Consider the following 18986-nt stretch of genomic DNA (forward strand, 5'->3'; position numbering starts at 1 on the left):
GGGGACGGAGTCGATGCAGCGCGTGGTACGGACAGGACCCGTCCAGCCTGCATCATTGGCTCGGCTTGTGACGGATTTATGGAGCGCCCGGCTGGGCGGGTCCTTGCCCCGACACATCCTGTGCCTCTGGCGTGCGCCGTTTTCCGGGCGAGTTCAAGACTGCAATTGTATACTCTTGCATCCTGCGATTGTCCTTGTGGGGCGGGTCACCTCGCGGGGGTTTGTGACAAGGCACGGCGCACCGCGCGGGTCAGCGTGACGTCCCCGCGCCAGAGGCCAAAGGCCAGCGACTGCGATTCGGCCGCCTCGGGCGGCAGGTCCGCCACCTTCGTGTCCGGCGGCAGCGGTGTCAGGGTCGAAGCCAGGGCAGTCCCCCCACCGCGCAGATAGGCATCGAGCGCCGCCTGCGTCGCCAGCGGACGCGCGCGCCACCCTTGGGCGCGAAGCCAGCCCGACAGGCGCAGCCGGTCCAGACCGGCCGAGCCCATGAAAACGCCGATCTCGGCCCCTTTCGGCAGTTCCGCCGCTGGCCCCGCGCGCACCATGGCAATGCGGCCGCCGTTGGGCAAAAGGGTCAGGAAATCGCGGTTGGCCGAGCTGTCGGCCAGTCCGCCGCCGATGATGTCGCACTGGCCGCGCCCGATCTGCCAGTCGCGCGGGTTGAACGAGCGGCCCATGTTGGCAATCGCGACTGTCTGCAACGGCAAGCCCAGCCTCGCCGCGACCGCTTGCATCTGCCGTAACTCCGGTCCCGGCGCGCCGGGCTGATCGGCGGCAACAAGCGGACTGGCGAGGTCCGGCACGCAAAAGCGCAGCACGCGCTGCTTTCGCCTCTCGGCCAGCGAGGTGTCCGGCGGCAGGAAGCTCACGGCCAGCAGAAGCGCGGCGATCAGCCCGATGTCCAGCGCAGGCTTGCGCCATCTGCGCCACCAGCGTGTCACCTGCCAAAGCTCCGCAGCGCCCACAGAAAGAAACCGACGCAGCCCGCAGCCACGAGGCCAAATCCGGTCTGCGCCGGAAACTGGTTGAAGTTGATCAGGATGCCGCGCAGCGCATCGACCGCATAGGTGATCGGATTGACACGGATCAGCCAGACAAGCCATTCGGGATAGGTCGCGACCAGTTGCGTGCGGGTCAGCGACGGGTCCAGCGGAAAGACCGAGCTGGAAGCGAAATAGAGCGGCAGGATGACGGTGTTGGAAAAGACGCCAAACCCCTCGAAACTGCGGACCTTGCTCGCCAGCACCACGCCAAAGCAGGTCAGCGCAAAGGATAGCGCGAACATGTAGACGACCGCCTGCAGCACCTGCGGGACAGTCAGGGTCACGTCGGCAAAGCGGGCGAGGATCAGGACCAGGATTCCGTGGCCGGTGGCGGCGGTGGCGCCGCCCAGGACCTTGCCCAGCAGCGCCGCCCATCTGGGCAGGGGCGCGACCAGAACCTCGCGCAGAAAGCCGAACTCGCGGTCCCAGATCACCGAGACGGCGAACTGGATCGAAGTGTACATGATGTTCAGCACGATCACGGCGGGAAAGAGGAACTGCAGGTAGCTGTAGGGCAGCACCAGCCGGACCTCGCCAAAGACCTCGCCGCGGAAATAGGGGTTGAGGCCGACCCCGAGGATCAGCAGCCAGATCAGCGGCCGGCTGACGCCGCCCAGCAGCTGGCCCTTGTCGCGGGTGGCGCGCATGATCTCGCGCAGCCAGATGCCGTGAATGCCGCGCAGGATGGGGACGACTGAACTCATGAGCGATCCTTGCCCGCAGGCCTACAGCGCCTGCCCGCGTCCATAGAAATCCGATTGCGGGTCCGAAAGGACCATCTGCCTCAGCTGGTCCCACAGCCGCTCGCGCAGCGCGGCAAACTGGGGCTGCAGGCGCGGATCGCCCGGCTGCCGGGCAAAGGGCACCGTCAGGAGGTCCGCCACCCTGCCCGGCCGCGGGCTCATCAGCAGCACCCGGTCCCCCAGAACCAGCGCCTCGTCGACGCTATGGGTCACAAAGACCACCGTCCGGGGCCGCCCCTCATGGGTCACGCGCGACAGTTTGAGGATTTCACCCTGCATCAACTCGCGCGACTGGGCATCGAGGCTGGCGAAGGGCTCGTCCATCAAAAGGATGTCCGTCTCGGCTGCAAGCGCGCGGGCCAGCGCTACGCGCTGCTGCATCCCGCCGGACAGAGCCCGCGGAAACGCCCTGGCAACGCGCGAAAGGCCGACCACGCTTAGAAAATGCGCGACGCGCGCCGCGCGCTGGTCCGGATCGAGATGAGGCAATGCAAAGGCGAGGTTGCCCGCGACCGTCTTCCACGGCAGCAGCCGAAAATTCTGAAACACCAGCGCGCTGTCCTCGCCTGCCCGCGGCGGGCTGCCCTCGACCAGAACGCGGCCCGCGCTGGGCCGCAGCAGCCCGGCGATCAGACGCAGCAATGTGGTCTTGCCACAGCCCGAAGGGCCTAGGACCACCAGCACCTCGCCCCGGTCCACGCCCAGCGAGATATCCTGGATCGCGGGCGGGCCACCCGGCTGGAACGCGAGCGAGACCTTGTCGAACAGGATATGCGGCGCTGCCCCCGGCAATCAGCGCGAAACCTTGTCGGCGCCCTCGACCGGACCGATCTTGTCCAGCACCGCGTCGACTGGTCCGAAATCGGCCCAGTCCTGCAGCGAGACCTGGGGCAGGCCCTTGAAGTCCTCGGACTGGTACAGCCACTCTTGCGTGGTTTCCAACTCGTCCTTTTGCAGCCCGCCGTTGATCGACCAACTCGTCAGGAACGCCTCGCCCAGCGTGGCGAGGGTCGCAGGGTCAACGTCGGGGCGCAGCGGGGCCATGGCCTTGGGCCAGGCGTCCTTGTCCTTGGCCATGTCGCGCGCCGCAAGCGTCAGCGCCTCGATCACCGAAGTGACCTCCTTGCCGCGATTTTCCAGGGTCTCGGTCTTGACCGCATTTACCTTGGAGACGACCGGGGCGGCCTTGAAATAGTCCTTGACCGGGATCAGGATCGGCAGCTTGTCATGGCCGGGCAGCGCCAGGTAACTGCCGATCGAGATCGTCGTGGCATCGATCTGGCCAGCCGCCAGTGCCTGCGCGCGGACGTTGGGCTGGCCCAGTGCGACCATTTTCAACCCCTCGACGTCGATGCCCTTGTCGGACAGGACCTTGGCAGACAGCGTGTGATCGAGGCTGCCGATGCGGCCGATGCCAAAGCTTTTTCCGGCCAGCCCCTCCAGCGTCATCCCCTCTTTGCCGGCGATCAGATAGGGCAGCGCCTTGTTCGGCGAGGTCACAGCGCGCAGGTCCTTGGCGCCCTGCGCGACAAGTTGCACCAGGCTCTCGGTGGCGACGTTGGCCATCTCGCCCTCGCCCGACTGCAAGGCGGCGAGAGCCATGGGCGTCTGCTGGACGCGCACGATCTCCACCTCGACACCCGCGCGGTCGAAATAACCGCCGGCCTTCGCGATATCGACAACCGAGTTCGGCACTAGCGGTGGCTCGAGGTCGGTGATGACCAGCCGGAATGGCGCGGCCCCGACGGCGGTGCCCAGAACCAAAAGCGAGACGGTCGTGGCGATGAGGGTTTTCAGGCGCATGACGATGCTCCGCGTTCAGGGTGAGGGCTTGGCGCTGCCCGCCGAGGTCCAGCGGGTCAGGCGGTTCTCCAGATGGCGCAGGACCTCGGTAACCAGCACGCCGATCAGCGACAAGGTCATGACCACCACGAAATACTCCGCCATGCGGAAACTGGCGCCATAGGTGGCCAGCAGCCCGCCGAGGCCGGAGACAGCGGTGTAAAGCTCGGCCACGACGGTGTTGATCAGCCCTATGGTAGCGCCGATCCGCAGGCCCGTCATCAGGAACGGCGCGGCGCCCGGTAGGATGACATGGGCAAAGATACGACCCTGCCCGGCCCCGGTCGCGCGCGCCATCTCGATCAGGTCGCGGTCGGCGCCGCGCACGCCGGTGTAGGTGTTCAGGATGATGGGCATGACGGCACCCAGAAAGACGATAAAGACCTTAGCCTCGATCCCCAGCCCCAGCAGGACAATGATCAGCGGGATAAAGGCGACGCGGGGAGTCGCCGCGAGCGCATAGACGAAGATGTCGATGATCCGCCCGAAGAGGGGCGCCATGCCCATCGCGGCGCCGAGCGCGATCCCGAGGACTGCGGCCAGCCCGGTCCCTGTCAGATAGACCCGCAGCGATGCAAGGATGGCGCTGTAAAGCCGTCCCTCGCCCAGCATGACCTTTGCCGCCGCTAGCGTTTGCATCGGCGAGGCGAACAGGCCCTGCGGCATGCGCGCGGCGATCGCGGCCCACAGCGCAATCAGCAGGACGAGGAGGATTACCCGGCCAAGCGCGATCATCGCCGACCGGCCCTGCGCCCGGCATCGCGCTGCGCCGCCCGCTCTCCATCGGCGCGGTCCCGCAACGCGCGGCCGGTCAGCGACAGGAACACTCCCTCCAGCGTCGGCGCCTCGTAGCGCATTTCACTGAGACGATTGCCAAAGCGGGCGAGGAAATCCGCGCCGAACTGATCGCCGCCGGCTGGAATGGCCAGTGCGCCGTCCTCCAAGACCCGCGCCTGCGGATAGGCCGCGATCAGCGCCTCGCGGTCATCGGGCGAGGCAGGCTTCACGTGCAAAAAGGCATGGCCGAGCGTGGTCTTCAACTCATCCGGGGTGCCCTGCGCGATGATGCGCCCCTCGTCGATGATGCAGATCTGGTCTGCGCCCTCGACCTCTTCGATGTAATGCGTGGTGGTCAGCAGCGTCAGCCCGCGTTCGCGGCGCATGGCGTTCAGGTAGACCCAGATGCGCGCGCGGGTCTGCGCGTCAAGTCCGACGGTCGGCTCGTCCAGAAACAGGATCTGCGGGTCGTGCATCAGCGCCCGTGCAATCTCCAGCCGGCGCTTCATGCCACCGGAAAAGCTGCGCACGATGCTCTCGCGCCAATCCTCCAGATCGACCAGCGCCAGCATTCGGTCGATGGCCTGCGCGCGCGCCCGCGGGCCCATGCCATAGACGCGTCCGTGAAAATCGAGGTTCTCCTCGGCCGACAGGCGATCGTCGAGGCTGGCGTCCTGAAACACCATGCCGATGGCCTTTCGGACCTTGAGCGGCGCCTTGACGACATCATGGCCCGCGACCTGCGCCAGCCCTCGGCCGGGGGGCAACAATGTCGCCAGCACCGACATGAGCGTCGTCTTGCCCGCCCCGTTCGGCCCCAGCAGCGCGAACGAACTGCCTGGCGCGACTGTCATCGACACATCGTCCAGCGCCAGCGTGCTGCCATAGCTGAGGGACAGGTCGCGGACCTGAACCGCGGGAGGTAACGAAGCTAGGGTCGGGATGCTGAACATTGATCTGCGAGGGCCCTTGCAGCCGCGCTGGCGCGGAAGGCTCGCCAGCACTGACCCGGCATAGCCCGCTATCGGGCGGCGCGAAAGCCCGCAGCGGCCGTGGCAGCGTGGCCGGGCTCCAGCGGGCGAAGCGCCGACATGCCAGCCACGCGCCCAACAAGACGCCGCCCAACCGCGCTTTACACCAGCGCCGCCCTGCCCTTTTATCCTTACCCGACGTCGATCGAAGGGGGGCACATGAGCGATGGTCCAGACGAGGCCGTGCGGCTGGGCGATGTCACCATTGCCTTCCCGACGCCCGGCAACGGCGTGTTCACGGCGGTCGAGGGCGCCAACCTGACGGTGGCAAAAGGCGAGTTCGTGGCCATTGTCGGCCCGACCGGCTGCGGCAAGTCCACCTTGCTGAACGCGGCGGCGGGGCTGCTGCGGCCGGCCGCGGGCAGCGTCACCATCAAGGGCCGTCCCCTCGCAGGCCTCAATCGGGGCGCGGGTTACCTGTTCCAGTCGGACGCGCTGCTGCCGTGGAAAACCTCGCGCCAGAACGTCGCCCTGGGGCTGGAGGTTGCGGGCACGCCCCCCGCCAAGGCCCGCGCGCTGGCCGATGAGTGGCTGGCCCGGGTCGGCCTCGCCGGGTTCGGCGATCGCTGGCCGCACCTCCTGTCGGGAGGGCAGCGCAAGCGTGTTGCCATGGCACAGGTGCTGATCCGCCAGCCCGGCATCCTGCTGATGGACGAGCCTTTCGGCCCGCTGGACGCGCAGACCCGCCTGATCATGGGTGATCTGCTGCTCGATCTGTGGTCCGAGGACCGCAAGGCCGTCATGTTCGTGACCCATGACCTGGAGGAAGCAATCTCGCTGTCCGACCGCGTGGTCATCATGTCCGCCGGTCCGTCCTCGCACATCATCGGCGATTTCCCGGTAAAGCTGGACCGCCCGCGAGAGATTGCCGACATCAAGCTGACGCCGGAGTTTCAGGCGATCCACCGCGAGATCTGGGCGCTGCTCCGTGCCGAGGTCATGAAGGCGTATACGCCGCGCGCGGCGCTGGGGGGCGCGGCATGAACCGGCCCTTGCTGCTGGCAGCGCAGATTGCCGTCGCACTGGCCATCATCGGCGGCTGGCACCTCGCCTCGACCACGCATCTGCTGGGCGATCCGCGCAAGATCGCGTTCTTCTTCTCGACGCCGCGCGACGTTTGGAACCAGATCGTCGCCTGGTTCACGGAAGGGTCGATCTGGCGACATCTGTGGATCACCCTGCTGGAGGCGATGCTGGCCTTTGCCATCGGCACCATCGCAGCGCTGATCCTGGGTTTCTGGTTCGCGCGCCGTCCGGTCGTGGCAGCCGTATTCGACCCCTATGTCAAGGCGGCGAACGCCCTGCCCCGCGTCGTGCTGGCCCCGATCTTTGCGCTGTGGTTCGGGCTTGGCATCTGGTCCAAGGTTGCCCTCGGCTTCACGCTCGTGTTCTTCATCGTCTTCTTCAACGTCTACCAAGGCGTGAAGGAGGTGAATCCGACGGTCCTCGCCAATGCCCGGATGCTGGGCATGAACGAGCGTCAGTTGCTGCGCCATGTCTACGTGCCCTCGGCTCTGGCTTGGGTGTTCTCGTCCCTGCACACCTCGATCGGCTTTGCCGTGGTGGGCGCGGTGGTCGGGGAATACCTCGGGGCGTCGGCGGGGCTTGGCTACCTAATTTCGCAGGCCGAGGGGATGTTTGACATCGCCGGGGTGTTTGCCGGCATGGTGGTCCTGTCGGCTTTTGTGCTGCTGATCGATTACATGGTGACGCTGATCGAGCGTCGACTGCTGGTCTGGAAGCCCGCACCGGGCGGCGGGGACCGCTGAGATTTTCCGAAGGGGGAGGGAAGGCAAGATGACAAAACTGTGGATCGGCGCGGCGTTGGCTGCCGCCATGCTCGGCACGCCCGCGATGGCGGCCAAGGTGACGGTCGCTGTCGGGGGCCAGACCTGCCTGTGCTACCTGCCGGCGGTGTTGACCGAGGCGCTGGGCAATTTCGACAAGCACGGGGTCGAGGTCGATCTGGTCGATTTCAAGGGCGGCAGCCAGGCGCTCAAGGCAGTCGTCGGCGGCAGCGCCGATGTCGTGTCGGGCTATTTCGACCACACCGTCACCATGGCCGCCAAGCACCAACCGATGACTGCCTTTGTCGTGCAGGACCGCTATCCCGGCCTCGTTCTGGCCGTCGCGCCCAAGGCCAAGGACCAGATCAACACGGCGGCCGACCTTGCCGGCAAGACGGTCGGCGTCAGTGCCCCCGGCTCCTCCACCGACTATTTCCTGAAATACATGCTGGGCAAGAACGGCCTGCCGCGCGACGCCGCCTCGGTCGTCGGCGTGGGCGTCGGCGCGACCGCCGTCGCCGCGATGGAGCAGGGCCAGATCGACGCGGCGGTCCTGCTGGACCCGGCGGTCACGATGGTCCAGGCCAGCTATCCCGACATGAAGGTGCTGGTCGACACCCGCAACCAGGCCGACACCAACAGCCTGTTCGGCGGCGACTATCCGGGGGGCGTCCTTTATGCGCCGGCCGATTGGGTGAAGTCCAACCCAGACACGGTCAAAGCGATGGCCGCAGCCGTGGTCGAAACGCTGCAATGGATCAAGGACCACAGCGCCGAGGAGATCGCCGACAAGATGCCGGCCGAGGTGGTTGGCAGCGACCGCGCCGCCTACGTCAAGGCGCTCGAGGCAAGCCGCGCGATCTTTTCCGAGACCGGCATAATGGACCCTAAGGGCGCCGAGGCCGTGTTGACGGTCTTTGCCGAGGGCGATCCGTCCATCGCCGCCGCCAAGATCGAAGTCAGCACCGCCTATGACAACAGTTATGCCGAGGCTGCTGCCACCAAGTGACGCACGAACGGCGCCGGCCATGGCCGGCGTCGGGGTTTTCGCGTCCAAAAAGCGGTCGCGCCCCGCTCCTCTAGCGGGCGGCGGCGAGCGTCGCCGCCACCGCCTCCATGGGCACATCATCCGCCACGAACGCATCGCCGATGTCGCGGGCGAGAACAAAGCGCAGCTTGCCGTCCTTGACCTTCTTGTCCTGCCCCATCAACGCGATCAGCGCCGCGTCGTCCGGCAGGCCCGGAACATCGGCGAGGCGCGAGGGCAGGCCCATCGCCGCCAGATGCGCCGCGACGCGCGACGGCGCCTCCTGCGGGCAAAGGCCCAGCCGAGCCGACAGGTCAAAGGCCAGCGCGCAACCGATGGCCACCCCCTCGCCATGCAGCAGGCGCGCGCCGTCATAGCCGGTCGCCGCTTCCAGCGCGTGGCCGAAGGTGTGGCCCAGGTTCAGCAACGCGCGCTCGCCCTCCTCGGTCTCATCGCGGGCGACGACCCCGGCTTTCATCTCGACCCCACGCGCGACGGCGCGCACCAGCGCCGCCGGATCGCTTGCAAGGCCGGGTCCCGCGCCCTCAAGCCAGGTAAAGAACGCCGCATCGCCCAGCAGCCCGTATTTCACTACCTCGCCATAGCCCGCCCGAAAATCGCGCGGCGCAAGGGTGCCCAGCACGGCCGTGTCTGCCAGCACCAGCGAGGGCTGGTGGAACGCACCGATCAGGTTCTTGCCGGCGGGCGAGTTGATGCCGGTCTTGCCGCCGACGCTGCTGTCGACCTGCGCCAGTAGAGTGGTCGGCAACTGCACAAAACGCACCCCTCGGCGCAGGATCGCGGCCGCGAAACCGGCCAGATCGCCGATCACCCCGCCGCCAAAGGCCAGCACCAGCCCGCCCCGCTCGACCTGCGCCGCCAGCAGCCATTCGACCACGCGCTGCAGCGAGGCCCAACCCTTGGTCGCCTCGCCCGGTGGCAGGGCCAACGTCTTGTGGGCGATCCCGGCGTGGTCCAGGGCTTCCTCCAGCGCCGGCAGATGCAGCGCGGCGACCGTCTCGTCGGTGACGATCGCAACCCGCGGCCGGCGCAGCAGCGGCGCGATGGCGGTGCCGGCCTCGGCCAGCAGGCCCGGGGCGATACGCACCTCGTAGCTGCGCGGCCCGAGGTCGACGGGAACGGTGGTCAGACTGACGGTCATGCGAAAAATCCGGGTGAATGGGCGTTGACGGCCAGGCGCAGGGCGCGGGCAGTCGTCTCGACCGTGTCGGCGGCGCTGACCGGCAGGTGCAGCGCGGCCTGGGCATAGACGGGACGGCGCGCCTCCAGCAGCGCCTTCAGGGTCGCGCGTGGATTTTCGGTCGCGAGCAAAGGCCGGCCGGGACGCGCGCGGACCCGCGACCACAGCACCTCCAGCGGAGGATCCAGCCAGACGGAAAGGCCCGCAGCCTCGATCCGGGCCCGGTTCTCGGCCCTCATCCAGGCGCCCCCGCCGACTGACAGCAGGGTCGGCGGGCCGGCCAGCAGGCGGGCAATGACTTCGGCCTCGCGGGCGCGAAAGAAATCCTCGCCGTCGCGGGCGAATATCTCGGGGATGGACATGGCTGCGGCGCGTTCGATCTCGACGTCGCTGTCGTGGAAAGGCAGGCCGAGCTCGCGCGCCAGCTCTGCACCCACGGCGGTCTTGCCCGCACCCATCATGCCGATCAGCGTGATCGCGCGCTGCATTCCTGTCCCCGGTGTCCCTCTCGTCCCTGCCGTCCGCGCGGCGGGTGGTGCGTGTAATGACGTGCCCTTTCCCGAAATGCCAGTTATATTCCCCGCAGGCCGGCGCAGACCGGAAGGGCAAAGGGCAGTGTGATGCGGGTTTTGAAGGTGATCGTGGCGCTGGCGATTCTCGCTGTCGCGGGCTTGGCGGGGTTCGCCTATTTCGGCGAAATGGACCCCGAGCCGCGCGAGACGCGGATCCCGGTGACGCTGAAGCTCCAGCCGCCCGAAGAAGCTCCGATAGCGCCGGTGCCGGCTGTACCCGCCCCAGCGAGTGTCCAGCCCGACACCCCCGCGGCCGCCGGCGCCGATGCGCTGGATTAAACCCGCCCCGGCGCTGACGGCTGCGCTGCTGATCGCATCTGCGCCGGCTGGCGCCGCGCCGTTGGCGGCCAGCGACTTGCTTAAGGGCGGCGCAGCCCCAGGCTCGCCGGTCTCTGCCTGGCGCCCCGGCGATCCCATCCCACGCGAGGCCGGGCGCCGCGCGCCGCGCAGGCCGGCCGATCTGGGCAATGATACCGTCGCAACCGATGTGCGCGTGCCCCCGGTCGGGGTGCGCCGCCTCGACGGGCCAGATGCGGACCGTGCCGGGACCGTCTCGGCCCATGCCGCTGGCCTGCCGCGCGATCTGTGGGCCGGGGCCGATGGCGCCGCGGTCACGCAGGCAATCAACGACGCCCGCCCCCGCCTGCCGGCCACCCAGCGGGCGCTGCGGGCGATCCTCGTCGCGCAGCTCGACCCACCGCAAAGTGGGACCGGCGGGTCCGTTACAGCTGCCGGCCAGTTGTTCCTCGCGCGCGTCGACCGTCTGCTGGCCCTCGGGGCGGTCGATGCCGCAACCCAGCTGATGGATGCCGCCGGACCTGGCGATGCGCAGCGTCAGCGTCGCCGCTTTGACGCCGCCCTGCTGATCGGCGACGAGGGCCGCGCCTGCGAGGCGATGGCCGCGCGGCCCGGGGCGGCGCCCGACATGGCCGCCCGCCTCTTTTGCCTCGCGCGCAGTGGCGACTGGGCCGCCGCCGCCCTCGGCCTGCGCGGGGCCGAGGCGATGAACCTGATCGAGCCGGGGATTGCCGCGCGCTTGGCCGCTTTCCTCGACGATGCCGGCACCGATGCGGGAACCGAGGTTCCGCCGCCCGACCCGGTGACGCCGCTCGATTTCCGGTTGCTTGCCGCGATCGGCCAACCGCTGCCGACCACCGAGCTGCCGCCAGCCTTCGCCTATGCCGATCTGGTCCCCGAGGGCGGCTGGAAGGCGCGTCTCGATGCGGCCGAGCGGCTGGCGCGCCTTGGCAGCCTCGCCCCCACGCGGCTGCGCGATATCTATGGCGAGGAACGCCCGGCGGCCTCGGGCGGGGTCTGGGACCGAGTTTCAGCGATGCAGGCGCTGGACGCCGCGCTGGATGCGCAAGGCCCAAGCGCGGTCGCGGCGGCCCTGCCCCGCGCCATCGACAAGATGGGCGCCGCGGGCCTGACCGCCCCGCTGGCAGCGATGGTCGTGCCCGAACTGCTTCGCATGCAGTTGCCGGGCGATGCGGGCCGGCAGGCGCTGCACCTCGCCCTTTACGAGGCCGACATCCTCGGGCCCAAGGTCTTCGCCGCCCTTCCCGAGCCGGGCGACCCGGCAGATGTCTGGCTGCTGGCGGTTGCCCGGCAGGCGCCGCTGCCGCCGCAAGGCGCCCCGACTGAACCACTGGGCGCGGCGCTCGCTGCTGCGCTTACGGGTCCGGCAGAGCCCCATCCGACCGGCGAGGCAGCCGGCCTTGCACTGCTGCGCGCACTGGCCGATGTGGATGCCGGCCTGGATGGTGACATCGCCAGAGCCGAAAAGGGCGTGCGCACCCTCCGCGCGTTGGGGCGCGAGGCGACGGCTCGCGGCGCGGCGCTGCAACTGATCCTCGCCCCCGCCCTGAAGGCGCAACGGGGATGACCGACCGTGCCGGCGCACCTCGCGCCAGTGATGCGCGGCTGATCTCGACCTTCCTCGAGGCGCAATCGGCCGAGTCGGGCGCCGCCGCCAACACCCTGCTGGCCTATGGCCGCGATCTGAGCGCTTTGTCGGCCTGGTGCGCGCGGAAGGACTGGACCTTGGGCGATCTGACCCGCGAGCGGATCGAGGCCTGGCTGGCCGATTGCGAGGCCGAGGGGCTGTCGCGCGCCACCCGCGCCCGGCGGCTGTCCTCGGTCCGGCAGTTCAGCCGCTTTGCCCTGACCGAAGGCTGGCGGCCCGACGATCCCGCCATCCGCATCTCTGGCCCCGGCCGCAGCCCGCGCCTGCCGCGCACCCTGTCGCAGGCCGAAGTCGCGGCGCTGATTGCCGCTACACCCCAGGTCGGTCGGGGCGAGACCGAGCGCCTGCGCAACGCCGCCGCGCTCGAACTGCTATATGCGACCGGCATGCGCGTCACCGAGTTGGTGACGCTGCCGGTCGCGGCGGCGCGGGGCCAGCCGCAGGTGCTGCTGATCCGCGGCAAGGGGAACAAGGACCGCATGGTGCCGCTGACAACCGCCGCTGGCGCCGCGATGGCAGTCTGGCTGTCGCATCGCGACGCGGCGGCCGAAGGCTCTGCGCTTGGCAAGCTGACCCACGGTCCGCAAGGCCGCTGGCTGTTTCCTGCCGCCTCGGCGGACGGACACATGACCCGTCAGGCGATGGCCGCCGTGCTGCGCCAGCTGGCATTGCGCGCCGGCATAGACCCGGCACGGGTCACGCCGCATGTACTACGCCACGCCTTTGCGACCCATCTGCTGGAGGGCGGGGCCGATCTGCGCGTCATCCAGGTGCTGCTGGGCCACGCCGATCTGGGCACGACCGAGATCTATACCCATGTCGTCGATGCCCGGCTGCGCGAGTTGGTGCTGACGCACCATCCCCTCGCCACCGGGAAATAGCGCCCGACGCTGCCGCCGGGCGCTCGCAGGCTAGTGGCCGGCCACGCGCGCGGCGCGGGCAGCGTCCTCCGCCGTGCCCTGCACCCCGTTGAAGAAGGCGTTGATGATTACCGCGGCGATCGTCGCCAGCAGGATACCGGATTCGATCAACGGGTGGATGCCATGCGGCAACCACTGCTTGAAATCAGGAGCCACCAACGGGATCATCCCGAACCCCAGCGCTACCGCGACCACGAACAGGTTGTTGCGGTTGCGGGTAAAGTCCACCGAGGCGAGGATCCGCACGCCCGTCGCGGCTACCATCCCGAACATCACGATCCCCGCGCCGCCCAGGACCGCCGTTGGCAGCGATTCGACCAGCGCGCCCATCTTAGGCACCAAGCCGAAAACCATCAAAATCACCCCGCCGGCCACGCACACCCAGCGCGAGCGAATGCCGGTCACGCCGACCAGCCCCACGTTCTGGCTGAACGAGGTATAGGGGAAGGTGTTGAAAATCCCGCCCAGCAGCGTGCCGAGGCCATCGGTCCGCAGGCCCGCGCTCATCGTCGGTTGATCCACCGGGCGGCCCGTCATGGTTCCAAGCGCCAGGAACATGCCGATCGACTCGATCATTACCACGATCATTACCAGCACCATGGTCAGGATCATCACCGGATCAAAGATCGGCGCGCCGAAGTGGAACGGGGTGATGATCCCGAACCAGTCCGCCGCAGCAGCTTTGCCGAAGGTCATCTGCCCGGTCAGGATGGTCACCACCGCACCGACGACGATGCCCATCAGCACCGCGATATTGGCGATGAAGCCGCGGCCGAAGCGGGCAATCATCAGGATGGTGACCAGCACCAGCGCAGATATGCTGATATTGACCGGCGAGGCATAGGCGGGGTTTGGCATCGACGGCGCCGGGTTCAGCCCCGACGGCAGCGTCGGCACCGTTCCCGTGCCGGACATCTCGGCGATATGCTTCATCCAGGCCGCGGCCTCGGGGGTGACCAGCTTGGGCGCGGTCGGTCCCACCGGGTTGCCAAAGATCCAGTTGATCCCGATCCGCATCAGCGTGACACCGATCACCAGGATAATCGTGCCGGTCACCACCGGCGGAAAGAACCGCACGATGCGGCTGACCAGCGGCGCGATCAGCATCGAGACGATCCCAGCGGCAATGATCGCGCCAAAGATCATGCGCGCGCCCTCGGTGCCCGGATGGGTCGCGCCGATTGCGACCATCGGCCCGACGGCGGCAAAGGTCACGCCCATCATCACGGGCAGGCGCACGCCGAACCATTGCGTCAGGCCCGCCGACTGGATGATCGTCGCCAGCCCGCACACGAACAGATCGGCCGAGATCAGGAAGGCCACGTCCTCGGGCGGCAGCTTCAGCGCCCGACCGACGATCAGCGGCACGGCCACGGCGCCGGCATACATCACCAGCACATGCTGCAGCCCCAGCGTCATCAGCCGGCCCGTGGGCAGCATGGCGTCGACCGCGTGCACCCCCCCGGCCCCGGCCTCGGTTGTCATGGTCATGGCAGTCCCCTCCTGCGTGCGGCCTCTGCGGGGCCCGGTCGGTGCGGCCCGATCGCGGCGCACATCATCCCGCATCTGAATTCTCACGCGCGCGTGAGACAACACGAAATTCCGCACTACAGTGAATGGCTCTGCTGAGTAATCGAGGGCGCTTGCTCGCGCGGCTCGACACCTCGCGGCGCCCCGCCTAGGCTGCGCGCAAAGCCACAAACGGGGGGCCGCCAGTGCCGCGCAATCCATTTTCGCTGGCCGGGCGCACCGCCCTGGTCACGGGTGCCAATGCCGGGATCGGGCGCGCCTGCGCCGAGGGTCTGGCGGCGGCGGGCGCGCATGTCATCGCCGCCGGGCGCTCGCCCATGGACGACACGCTGGCCGCCATCGCGGCAGCGGGCGGCACCGCCGAGGCGCTGCACCTCGACTTCGACGACCCGCTGGCAGCGCGCGATGTGTTTTCCGGGCGCGAGGTCGACGTTCTGGTCAACAATGCCGGGATCATTCGCCGCGCCGACGCCACCGACATGACCGAGGCCGACTGGGACGCGGTGATCGATACAGACCTGAAGGCGCTGTTCTTCACCTGCCAGACCTTCGCCCGGGCGGCCCTGCCGCGCGGCCGGGGCAAGATCGTCAACATCGCCTCGCTGCTCAGCTTTCAGGGCGGCATCCGCGTCGCAGGCTATACCGCGGCCAAGCACGGCGTTGCCGGGCTGACCAAGCTGCTGGCGAATGAATGGGCAGCGAAAGGCCTTTGTGTGAACGCCATCGCCCCCGGCTATGTTGAGACTGCGAATACCGAGGCACTGCGGGCAGATGCCGAGCGTAGCGCGGCGATCCTGGCGCGCATCCCGGCCGGCCGCTGGGCCACGCCGCAGGACATCGCCGGCGCCTGCGTATTCCTGGCCGCCCCCGCGTCCGATTACGTCAACGGCGCGGTGATCCCGGTCGACGGCGGTTGGCTGGCGCGGTGATGCGCCTCGTCTCGGTCGGCGAGTGCATGGTCGAGTTGTCGGCCGACCCTGACGCCCAGGGACGGCTGCGCCAGGGCTTTGCCGGCGATACGCTGAACACCGCCTGGTATGCGCGCGCCTGCCTGCCGGCGCAGGATGCGGTGGATTACGTGACCGCCATCGGCACCGACCCGCTGTCGCAGGCGATGCTGGATTTCATTTCCGGCGCCGGCATCGGCACCGACTGGATCCGCCGCGATCCGCAGCGCGCCCCGGGCCTCTATCTGATCTCCCTGACGGAGGGCGAGCGCAGCTTTACCTATTGGCGCGAAAACTCGGCCGCGCGGCGTCTGGCGGACGATCCGGCGCATCTGGTGACAGCCCTGTGTGGGGCTGACCTGGCCTATTTCTCCGGCATCACACTTGCAATTCTGCCACCCGAGGGGCGGGAGGCGTTTCTGGCGGCTCTGGCCGACACACGGCGGGTCGCCTTCGATCCGAACCTGCGTCCGCGGCTGTGGCAGAGCCTGACCGAAATGCGGGAATGGACCCTGCGCGGGGCAGCCGCCGCGCAGGTCATCCTGCCCAGCTTCGATGACGAGGCGGCTGCCTTTGGCGATGCAGACCCCGCCGCCACCGCCGCGCGATACGTCGCCGCAGGCGCGACCGAGGTGGTCGTCAAGAACGGTGGCAGCCCGATGGCCGCTTGGTGCGACGGGGCGCCGGTCCCCTTGCCGCCGGTCAACCGACTGCAACCGCGCGATTCCACTGGCGCGGGCGACGCCTTCAACGGCGCGTATCTCGCCTCGCGGATGCACGGCGCCAGCCTGCCCGACGCGGTGGCGCAAGGCCACGCCATGGCTGCCCGAGTCATCGACCATCCGGGGGCGCTGATGCCAATGGAATGCATATCCGCCAACACCGCAGGACGGGTTGAACCGATCCGCGGCAACGTCTAGGTCAGTGCCGACCCTCCGGAGGCCGAGCGATGACCTACGTCGTCACAGACAATTGCATCATGTGCAAATACACGGATTGCGTGGAAGTCTGCCCCGTGGACTGTTTTTACGAGGGCGAGAACACCTTGGTGATCCATCCGGACGAGTGCATCGACTGTGGTGTCTGCGAGCCTGAATGCCCCGCCGATGCCATCCGCCCCGACACCGAACCGCAGATGGAGCCTTGGGTCGAGTTCAACCGCAAATACTCGGAACAATGGCCAGTCATCACCCGCAAGAAAGACCCCATGCCGGGATATGAGGCGATGGACGGGGTAAAGGACAAGCTGGCGAAATATTTCTCCGAGGCGCCCGGGGAGGGCGACTGAAATCGCCGTTTTATCCGCTAACGGTCTGTTTTAGCTTGTAAAAAAGATAGCGTGTCCGGAAGGAACAAATTCCTTCTAGACGGGCCGATTCTGTGATACAATTCCGTCATATCGCATGTATGGGCGCGGCGCTTCCTGACAGCCGCATTCATGCCTGCGCTTTTGACTGCCGGCCTCGCGCGTCTGCCCGCATGAGGATGTCTATACAACTAGTTTGCGCCCCGACAGCAGGTTTTTCTGCTGCGGGACGTTTTTGCGCCCGCGTATTGCGCGCCGCCGAGGAAACCAGATGACCAAAAGCAAGAAATCCGAGTTCCGTCCCGACGACTTCGTGGTCTATCCCGCCCATGGCGTGGGTCGTATCGTTTCGATTGACGAGCAGGAGGTGGCCGGGCTGCGCCTCGAAATGTTCGTTATCTCGTTCGAGAAAGACAAGATGACGCTGCGCGTCCCAACCGCCCGCGCCAGCGAGATCGGCATGCGCCAGTTGTCCAGCCCGGACCTGATCGAGCGTGCGCTCGACACACTGAAGGGCAAGGCCCGCGTCAAGCGCGCGATGTGGTCGCGCCGCGCCCAGGAATACGAGCAGAAGATCAACTCGGGCGAGTTGATGTCGATTGCCGAGGTGGTGCGCGACCTGCACCGCAACGACGAGCAGCGCGAGCAGTCCTATTCCGAGCGTCAGCTGTATGAAGCGGCGCTGGAGCGCCTGACCCGTGAAGTGGCGGCCGTCAGCGGGATGGACGAGGTCTCGGCCCAGCGCAAGGTCGACGAAGTGCTGCTGAGCCGCGTCGCCGCCTGACGGCAGCCGCACCGCACCAACATCGCACCTATTCAGGAAGGGCGTCCCGGCAGCGGGGCGCCCTCTCCATATGGCGTCCCGGGTATCGGCGGCGCACCAGATCACGGTCCCCAACATACGGCCGATGAAGGATATTCATCCGAAACATGACCGTTGCGGTGATTGCGCCGGAGGCGGGCCGCCGCCTAAAGTGCCGCCGAACCAAAAGGGCAGGATGGGTGATGAGCGATCAGTGGAAATTCGAAACGCAGGCAGTTCACGCCGGCGCCGCCCCCGATCCCGTGACCGGGGCCCGGCAGGTCCCGATCTACCAGACCACCGCCTACCAGTTCCGCGACGCCGACCACGCGGCGCGGTTGTTCAACCTGCAAGAGGTTGGCTACATCTACTCGCGTCTGACCAACCCCACGATCCAGGCCCTGCAGGCGCGTCTTGCCGCGCTGGAGGGCGGAGCCGGTGCGGTCTGCTGCTCGTCCGGGCATGCGGCGCAGATCATGGCGCTGTTCCCGCTGATGGGCCCGGGGCGCAACCTAGTCGCATCAAGCCGGCTTTACGGCGGTACCCTGACCCAGTTCAGCCACACCATACGCCGCTTTGGCTGGTCGGCGAAATTCGTCGATCTGGATGACCTCGACGCGCTGCGGGCGGCAATCGACGAGGATACCCGTGCCGTCTTCATCGAGTCGATCTCGAACCCCGGCGGCTATGTCACCGACATCCCGGCCGTGGCCGAAATCGCGTCCTCGGCGGGCGTGCCGCTGATCGTCGACAACACCCTCGCCACGCCGGTGCTTTGCCGCCCGATCGAGATGGGGGCGACGCTGGTCGTTCATTCGCTGACCAAATACATGACCGGCAACGGTACGGTCACTGGCGGTGCGGTGATCGACAGCGGCAGCTTTGACTGGTCGGCGAGCGACCGGTTCCCCTCCCTCAGCGCGCCCGAGCCCGCCTATCACGGGCTCAAGTTCCACGAGACCTTCGGTCCCGCCGCCTTCACCTTCCATGCGATCGCCATCGGCCTGCGCGATCTGGGCATGACGCTGAACCCGCAAGCGGCGCATTACACGTTGATGGGGATCGAGACCCTGCCGCTGCGGATGCCGCGCCACGTTGAAAACGCGCGCACAGTCGCCGAATGGCTGGAGGCTGACCCCCGCGTGACCTCGGTCACCTATGCCGGCCTGCCCAGTTCGCCCTACGCCGACCGCGTCGCAGAACTTTATCCCCGGGGGGCCGGGGCGCTGTTCTCGTTCGCGGTCAGGGGCGGGTATGATGCCTGCGTCCGCCTGATCGGCGCGCTGAAACTGTTCAGCCATGTCGCGAACCTCGGTGACACGCGCTCGCTGGCGATCCACCCGGCCTCGACCACCCACCGCCAGTTGACCGAGGCACAACAGACCGCCGCCGGCGCCTCGCCCGACCTGGTGCGGCTGTCCATCGGGATTGAGGATCCGTCGGACCTGATCGCCGATCTGGATCAGGCGCTGACGGCAGCCGCCGGATAAGA

Annotated in this window: 20 protein-coding genes; 11 read left to right on the forward strand and 9 right to left on the reverse strand. The window is 67.9% G+C overall.

Features of this window, described 5'->3' with window-relative positions:
• Positions 1-206: 206 nt before the first annotated feature.
• Genes DRW48_RS13745 through DRW48_RS13770 form a run of 6 tightly spaced genes read right to left on the reverse strand, consistent with a single transcriptional unit; the run spans position 207 to position 5358 of the window.
• Positions 207-941, reverse strand: coding sequence for a hypothetical protein (locus DRW48_RS13745; protein ID WP_162784778.1), 735 nt, complete (start codon positions 939-941; stop codon positions 207-209).
• Positions 938-1747, reverse strand: a complete 810-nt coding sequence (locus DRW48_RS13750; RefSeq protein WP_114076925.1) for an ABC transporter permease — start codon at positions 1745-1747, stop codon at positions 938-940. Before DRW48_RS13750 ends, DRW48_RS13745 begins: the two co-directional genes overlap by 4 nt.
• A gap of 21 nt (positions 1748-1768) precedes the next feature.
• Entirely contained in the window at positions 1769-2578 is an 810-nt protein-coding gene (locus DRW48_RS13755; protein ID WP_114076926.1) for an ABC transporter ATP-binding protein, read from the reverse strand.
• A complete protein-coding gene (locus DRW48_RS13760; protein ID WP_241963283.1) occupies positions 2579-3589 on the reverse strand; it encodes an ABC transporter substrate-binding protein in 1011 nt (336 codons plus the stop codon).
• 15 nt (positions 3590-3604) lie between these two features.
• A complete protein-coding gene (locus DRW48_RS13765) occupies positions 3605-4363 on the reverse strand; it encodes an ABC transporter permease (protein WP_114076927.1) in 759 nt (252 codons plus the stop codon).
• Positions 4360-5358, reverse strand: a complete 999-nt coding sequence (locus DRW48_RS13770) for an ABC transporter ATP-binding protein (protein ID WP_114076928.1) — start codon at positions 5356-5358, stop codon at positions 4360-4362. Before DRW48_RS13770 ends, DRW48_RS13765 begins: the two co-directional genes overlap by 4 nt.
• Before the next feature lie 237 nt (positions 5359-5595).
• Here DRW48_RS13770 and DRW48_RS13775 point away from each other — a divergent pair, with 237 nt between their 5' ends.
• Genes DRW48_RS13775 through DRW48_RS13785 form a run of 3 tightly spaced genes read left to right on the forward strand, consistent with a single transcriptional unit; the run spans position 5596 to position 8232 of the window.
• A complete protein-coding gene (locus tag DRW48_RS13775) occupies positions 5596-6420 on the forward strand; it encodes an ABC transporter ATP-binding protein (RefSeq protein ID WP_114076929.1) in 825 nt (274 codons plus the stop codon).
• Positions 6417-7205, forward strand: coding sequence for an ABC transporter permease (locus DRW48_RS13780; RefSeq protein ID WP_114076930.1), 789 nt, complete (start codon positions 6417-6419; stop codon positions 7203-7205). The genes DRW48_RS13775 and DRW48_RS13780 overlap by 4 nt, the downstream gene beginning before the upstream one ends.
• A 28-nt stretch (positions 7206-7233) precedes the next feature.
• On the forward strand, positions 7234-8232 hold the full coding sequence (locus DRW48_RS13785) for an ABC transporter substrate-binding protein (RefSeq protein WP_114076931.1): 999 nt from the start codon (positions 7234-7236) through the stop codon (positions 8230-8232).
• A gap of 70 nt (positions 8233-8302) precedes the next feature.
• Here the strand turns inward: DRW48_RS13785 and aroB are convergent, their stop codons facing one another.
• Complete coding sequence (aroB, locus tag DRW48_RS13790; protein WP_114076932.1) at positions 8303-9412, reverse strand: 3-dehydroquinate synthase; 1110 nt, start codon at positions 9410-9412, stop codon at positions 8303-8305.
• Positions 9409-9939, reverse strand: a complete 531-nt coding sequence (locus DRW48_RS13795) for a shikimate kinase (protein WP_114076933.1) — start codon at positions 9937-9939, stop codon at positions 9409-9411. Before DRW48_RS13795 ends, aroB begins: the two co-directional genes overlap by 4 nt.
• Before the next feature lie 132 nt (positions 9940-10071).
• Between DRW48_RS13795 and DRW48_RS13800 the strand changes: the two genes are divergently transcribed.
• Genes DRW48_RS13800 through DRW48_RS13810 form a run of 3 tightly spaced genes read left to right on the forward strand, consistent with a single transcriptional unit; the run spans position 10072 to position 12870 of the window.
• Positions 10072-10302, forward strand: a complete 231-nt coding sequence (locus tag DRW48_RS13800) for a hypothetical protein (RefSeq protein WP_114076934.1) — start codon at positions 10072-10074, stop codon at positions 10300-10302.
• A complete protein-coding gene (locus DRW48_RS13805; protein ID WP_114076935.1) occupies positions 10289-11908 on the forward strand; it encodes a hypothetical protein in 1620 nt (539 codons plus the stop codon). The genes DRW48_RS13800 and DRW48_RS13805 overlap by 14 nt, the downstream gene beginning before the upstream one ends.
• On the forward strand, positions 11905-12870 hold the full coding sequence (locus DRW48_RS13810) for a site-specific tyrosine recombinase XerD (RefSeq protein WP_114076936.1): 966 nt from the start codon (positions 11905-11907) through the stop codon (positions 12868-12870). Before DRW48_RS13805 ends, DRW48_RS13810 begins: the two co-directional genes overlap by 4 nt.
• A 30-nt stretch (positions 12871-12900) precedes the next feature.
• Here DRW48_RS13810 and DRW48_RS13815 read toward each other — a convergent pair whose 3' ends face one another.
• The gene (locus DRW48_RS13815) at positions 12901-14400 is read right to left on the reverse strand and encodes a nucleobase:cation symporter-2 family protein (RefSeq protein WP_479684908.1); all 1500 of its coding nucleotides are present in this window, start codon (positions 14398-14400) and stop codon (positions 12901-12903) included.
• 224 nt (positions 14401-14624) lie between these two features.
• Here DRW48_RS13815 and kduD point away from each other — a divergent pair, with 224 nt between their 5' ends.
• The 5 genes from kduD (at position 14625) to DRW48_RS13840 (ending at position 18984) form a co-directional block, all read left to right on the forward strand.
• Complete coding sequence (kduD, locus tag DRW48_RS13820) at positions 14625-15368, forward strand: 2-dehydro-3-deoxy-D-gluconate 5-dehydrogenase KduD (protein WP_114076937.1); 744 nt, start codon at positions 14625-14627, stop codon at positions 15366-15368.
• Positions 15368-16306, forward strand: a complete 939-nt coding sequence (locus DRW48_RS13825; protein ID WP_114076938.1) for a sugar kinase — start codon at positions 15368-15370, stop codon at positions 16304-16306. Before kduD ends, DRW48_RS13825 begins: the two co-directional genes overlap by 1 nt.
• A 29-nt stretch (positions 16307-16335) precedes the next feature.
• The gene (fdxA, locus tag DRW48_RS13830; RefSeq protein ID WP_114076939.1) at positions 16336-16674 is read left to right on the forward strand and encodes a ferredoxin FdxA; all 339 of its coding nucleotides are present in this window, start codon (positions 16336-16338) and stop codon (positions 16672-16674) included.
• Positions 16675-16963: 289 nt separating this feature from the next.
• Positions 16964-17476 carry a CarD family transcriptional regulator gene (locus tag DRW48_RS13835; RefSeq protein WP_114076940.1) on the forward strand — a complete coding sequence of 171 codons (513 nt, stop codon included), beginning with the start codon at positions 16964-16966 and terminating at the stop codon, positions 17474-17476.
• A 221-nt stretch (positions 17477-17697) separates the two neighbouring features.
• Entirely contained in the window at positions 17698-18984 is a 1287-nt protein-coding gene (locus DRW48_RS13840; RefSeq protein ID WP_114076941.1) for an O-acetylhomoserine aminocarboxypropyltransferase/cysteine synthase family protein, read from the forward strand.
• Positions 18985-18986: the final 2 nt, after the last annotated feature.

It is taken from the genome of Paracoccus suum, from assembly GCF_003324675.1.
Classification (GTDB): domain Bacteria; phylum Pseudomonadota; class Alphaproteobacteria; order Rhodobacterales; family Rhodobacteraceae; genus Paracoccus; species Paracoccus suum.

Coding starts and splice junctions, on each gene's coding strand:
- aroB (WP_114076932.1), bottom strand. CDS start 9,412: ATGACCGTCAGTCTGACCACCGTTCCCGTCGACCTCGGGCCGCGCAGC.
- DRW48_RS13785 (WP_114076931.1), top strand. CDS start 7,234: ATGACAAAACTGTGGATCGGCGCGGCGTTGGCTGCCGCCATGCTCGGC.
- DRW48_RS13840 (WP_114076941.1), top strand. CDS start 17,698: ATGAGCGATCAGTGGAAATTCGAAACGCAGGCAGTTCACGCCGGCGCC.
- DRW48_RS13760 (WP_241963283.1), bottom strand. CDS start 3,589: ATGCGCCTGAAAACCCTCATCGCCACGACCGTCTCGCTTTTGGTTCTG.
- DRW48_RS13835 (WP_114076940.1), top strand. CDS start 16,964: ATGACCAAAAGCAAGAAATCCGAGTTCCGTCCCGACGACTTCGTGGTC.
- DRW48_RS13805 (WP_114076935.1), top strand. CDS start 10,289: ATGCGCTGGATTAAACCCGCCCCGGCGCTGACGGCTGCGCTGCTGATC.
- DRW48_RS13795 (WP_114076933.1), bottom strand. CDS start 9,939: ATGCAGCGCGCGATCACGCTGATCGGCATGATGGGTGCGGGCAAGACC.
- DRW48_RS13825 (WP_114076938.1), top strand. CDS start 15,368: ATGCGCCTCGTCTCGGTCGGCGAGTGCATGGTCGAGTTGTCGGCCGAC.
- DRW48_RS13775 (WP_114076929.1), top strand. CDS start 5,596: ATGAGCGATGGTCCAGACGAGGCCGTGCGGCTGGGCGATGTCACCATT.
- DRW48_RS13780 (WP_114076930.1), top strand. CDS start 6,417: ATGAACCGGCCCTTGCTGCTGGCAGCGCAGATTGCCGTCGCACTGGCC.
- DRW48_RS13750 (WP_114076925.1), bottom strand. CDS start 1,747: ATGAGTTCAGTCGTCCCCATCCTGCGCGGCATTCACGGCATCTGGCTG.
- DRW48_RS13770 (WP_114076928.1), bottom strand. CDS start 5,358: ATGTTCAGCATCCCGACCCTAGCTTCGTTACCTCCCGCGGTTCAGGTC.
- fdxA (WP_114076939.1), top strand. CDS start 16,336: ATGACCTACGTCGTCACAGACAATTGCATCATGTGCAAATACACGGAT.
- DRW48_RS13810 (WP_114076936.1), top strand. CDS start 11,905: ATGACCGACCGTGCCGGCGCACCTCGCGCCAGTGATGCGCGGCTGATC.
- DRW48_RS13765 (WP_114076927.1), bottom strand. CDS start 4,363: ATGATCGCGCTTGGCCGGGTAATCCTCCTCGTCCTGCTGATTGCGCTG.
- DRW48_RS13800 (WP_114076934.1), top strand. CDS start 10,072: ATGCGGGTTTTGAAGGTGATCGTGGCGCTGGCGATTCTCGCTGTCGCG.
- DRW48_RS13815 (WP_479684908.1), bottom strand. CDS start 14,400: ATGACCATGACAACCGAGGCCGGGGCCGGGGGGGTGCACGCGGTCGAC.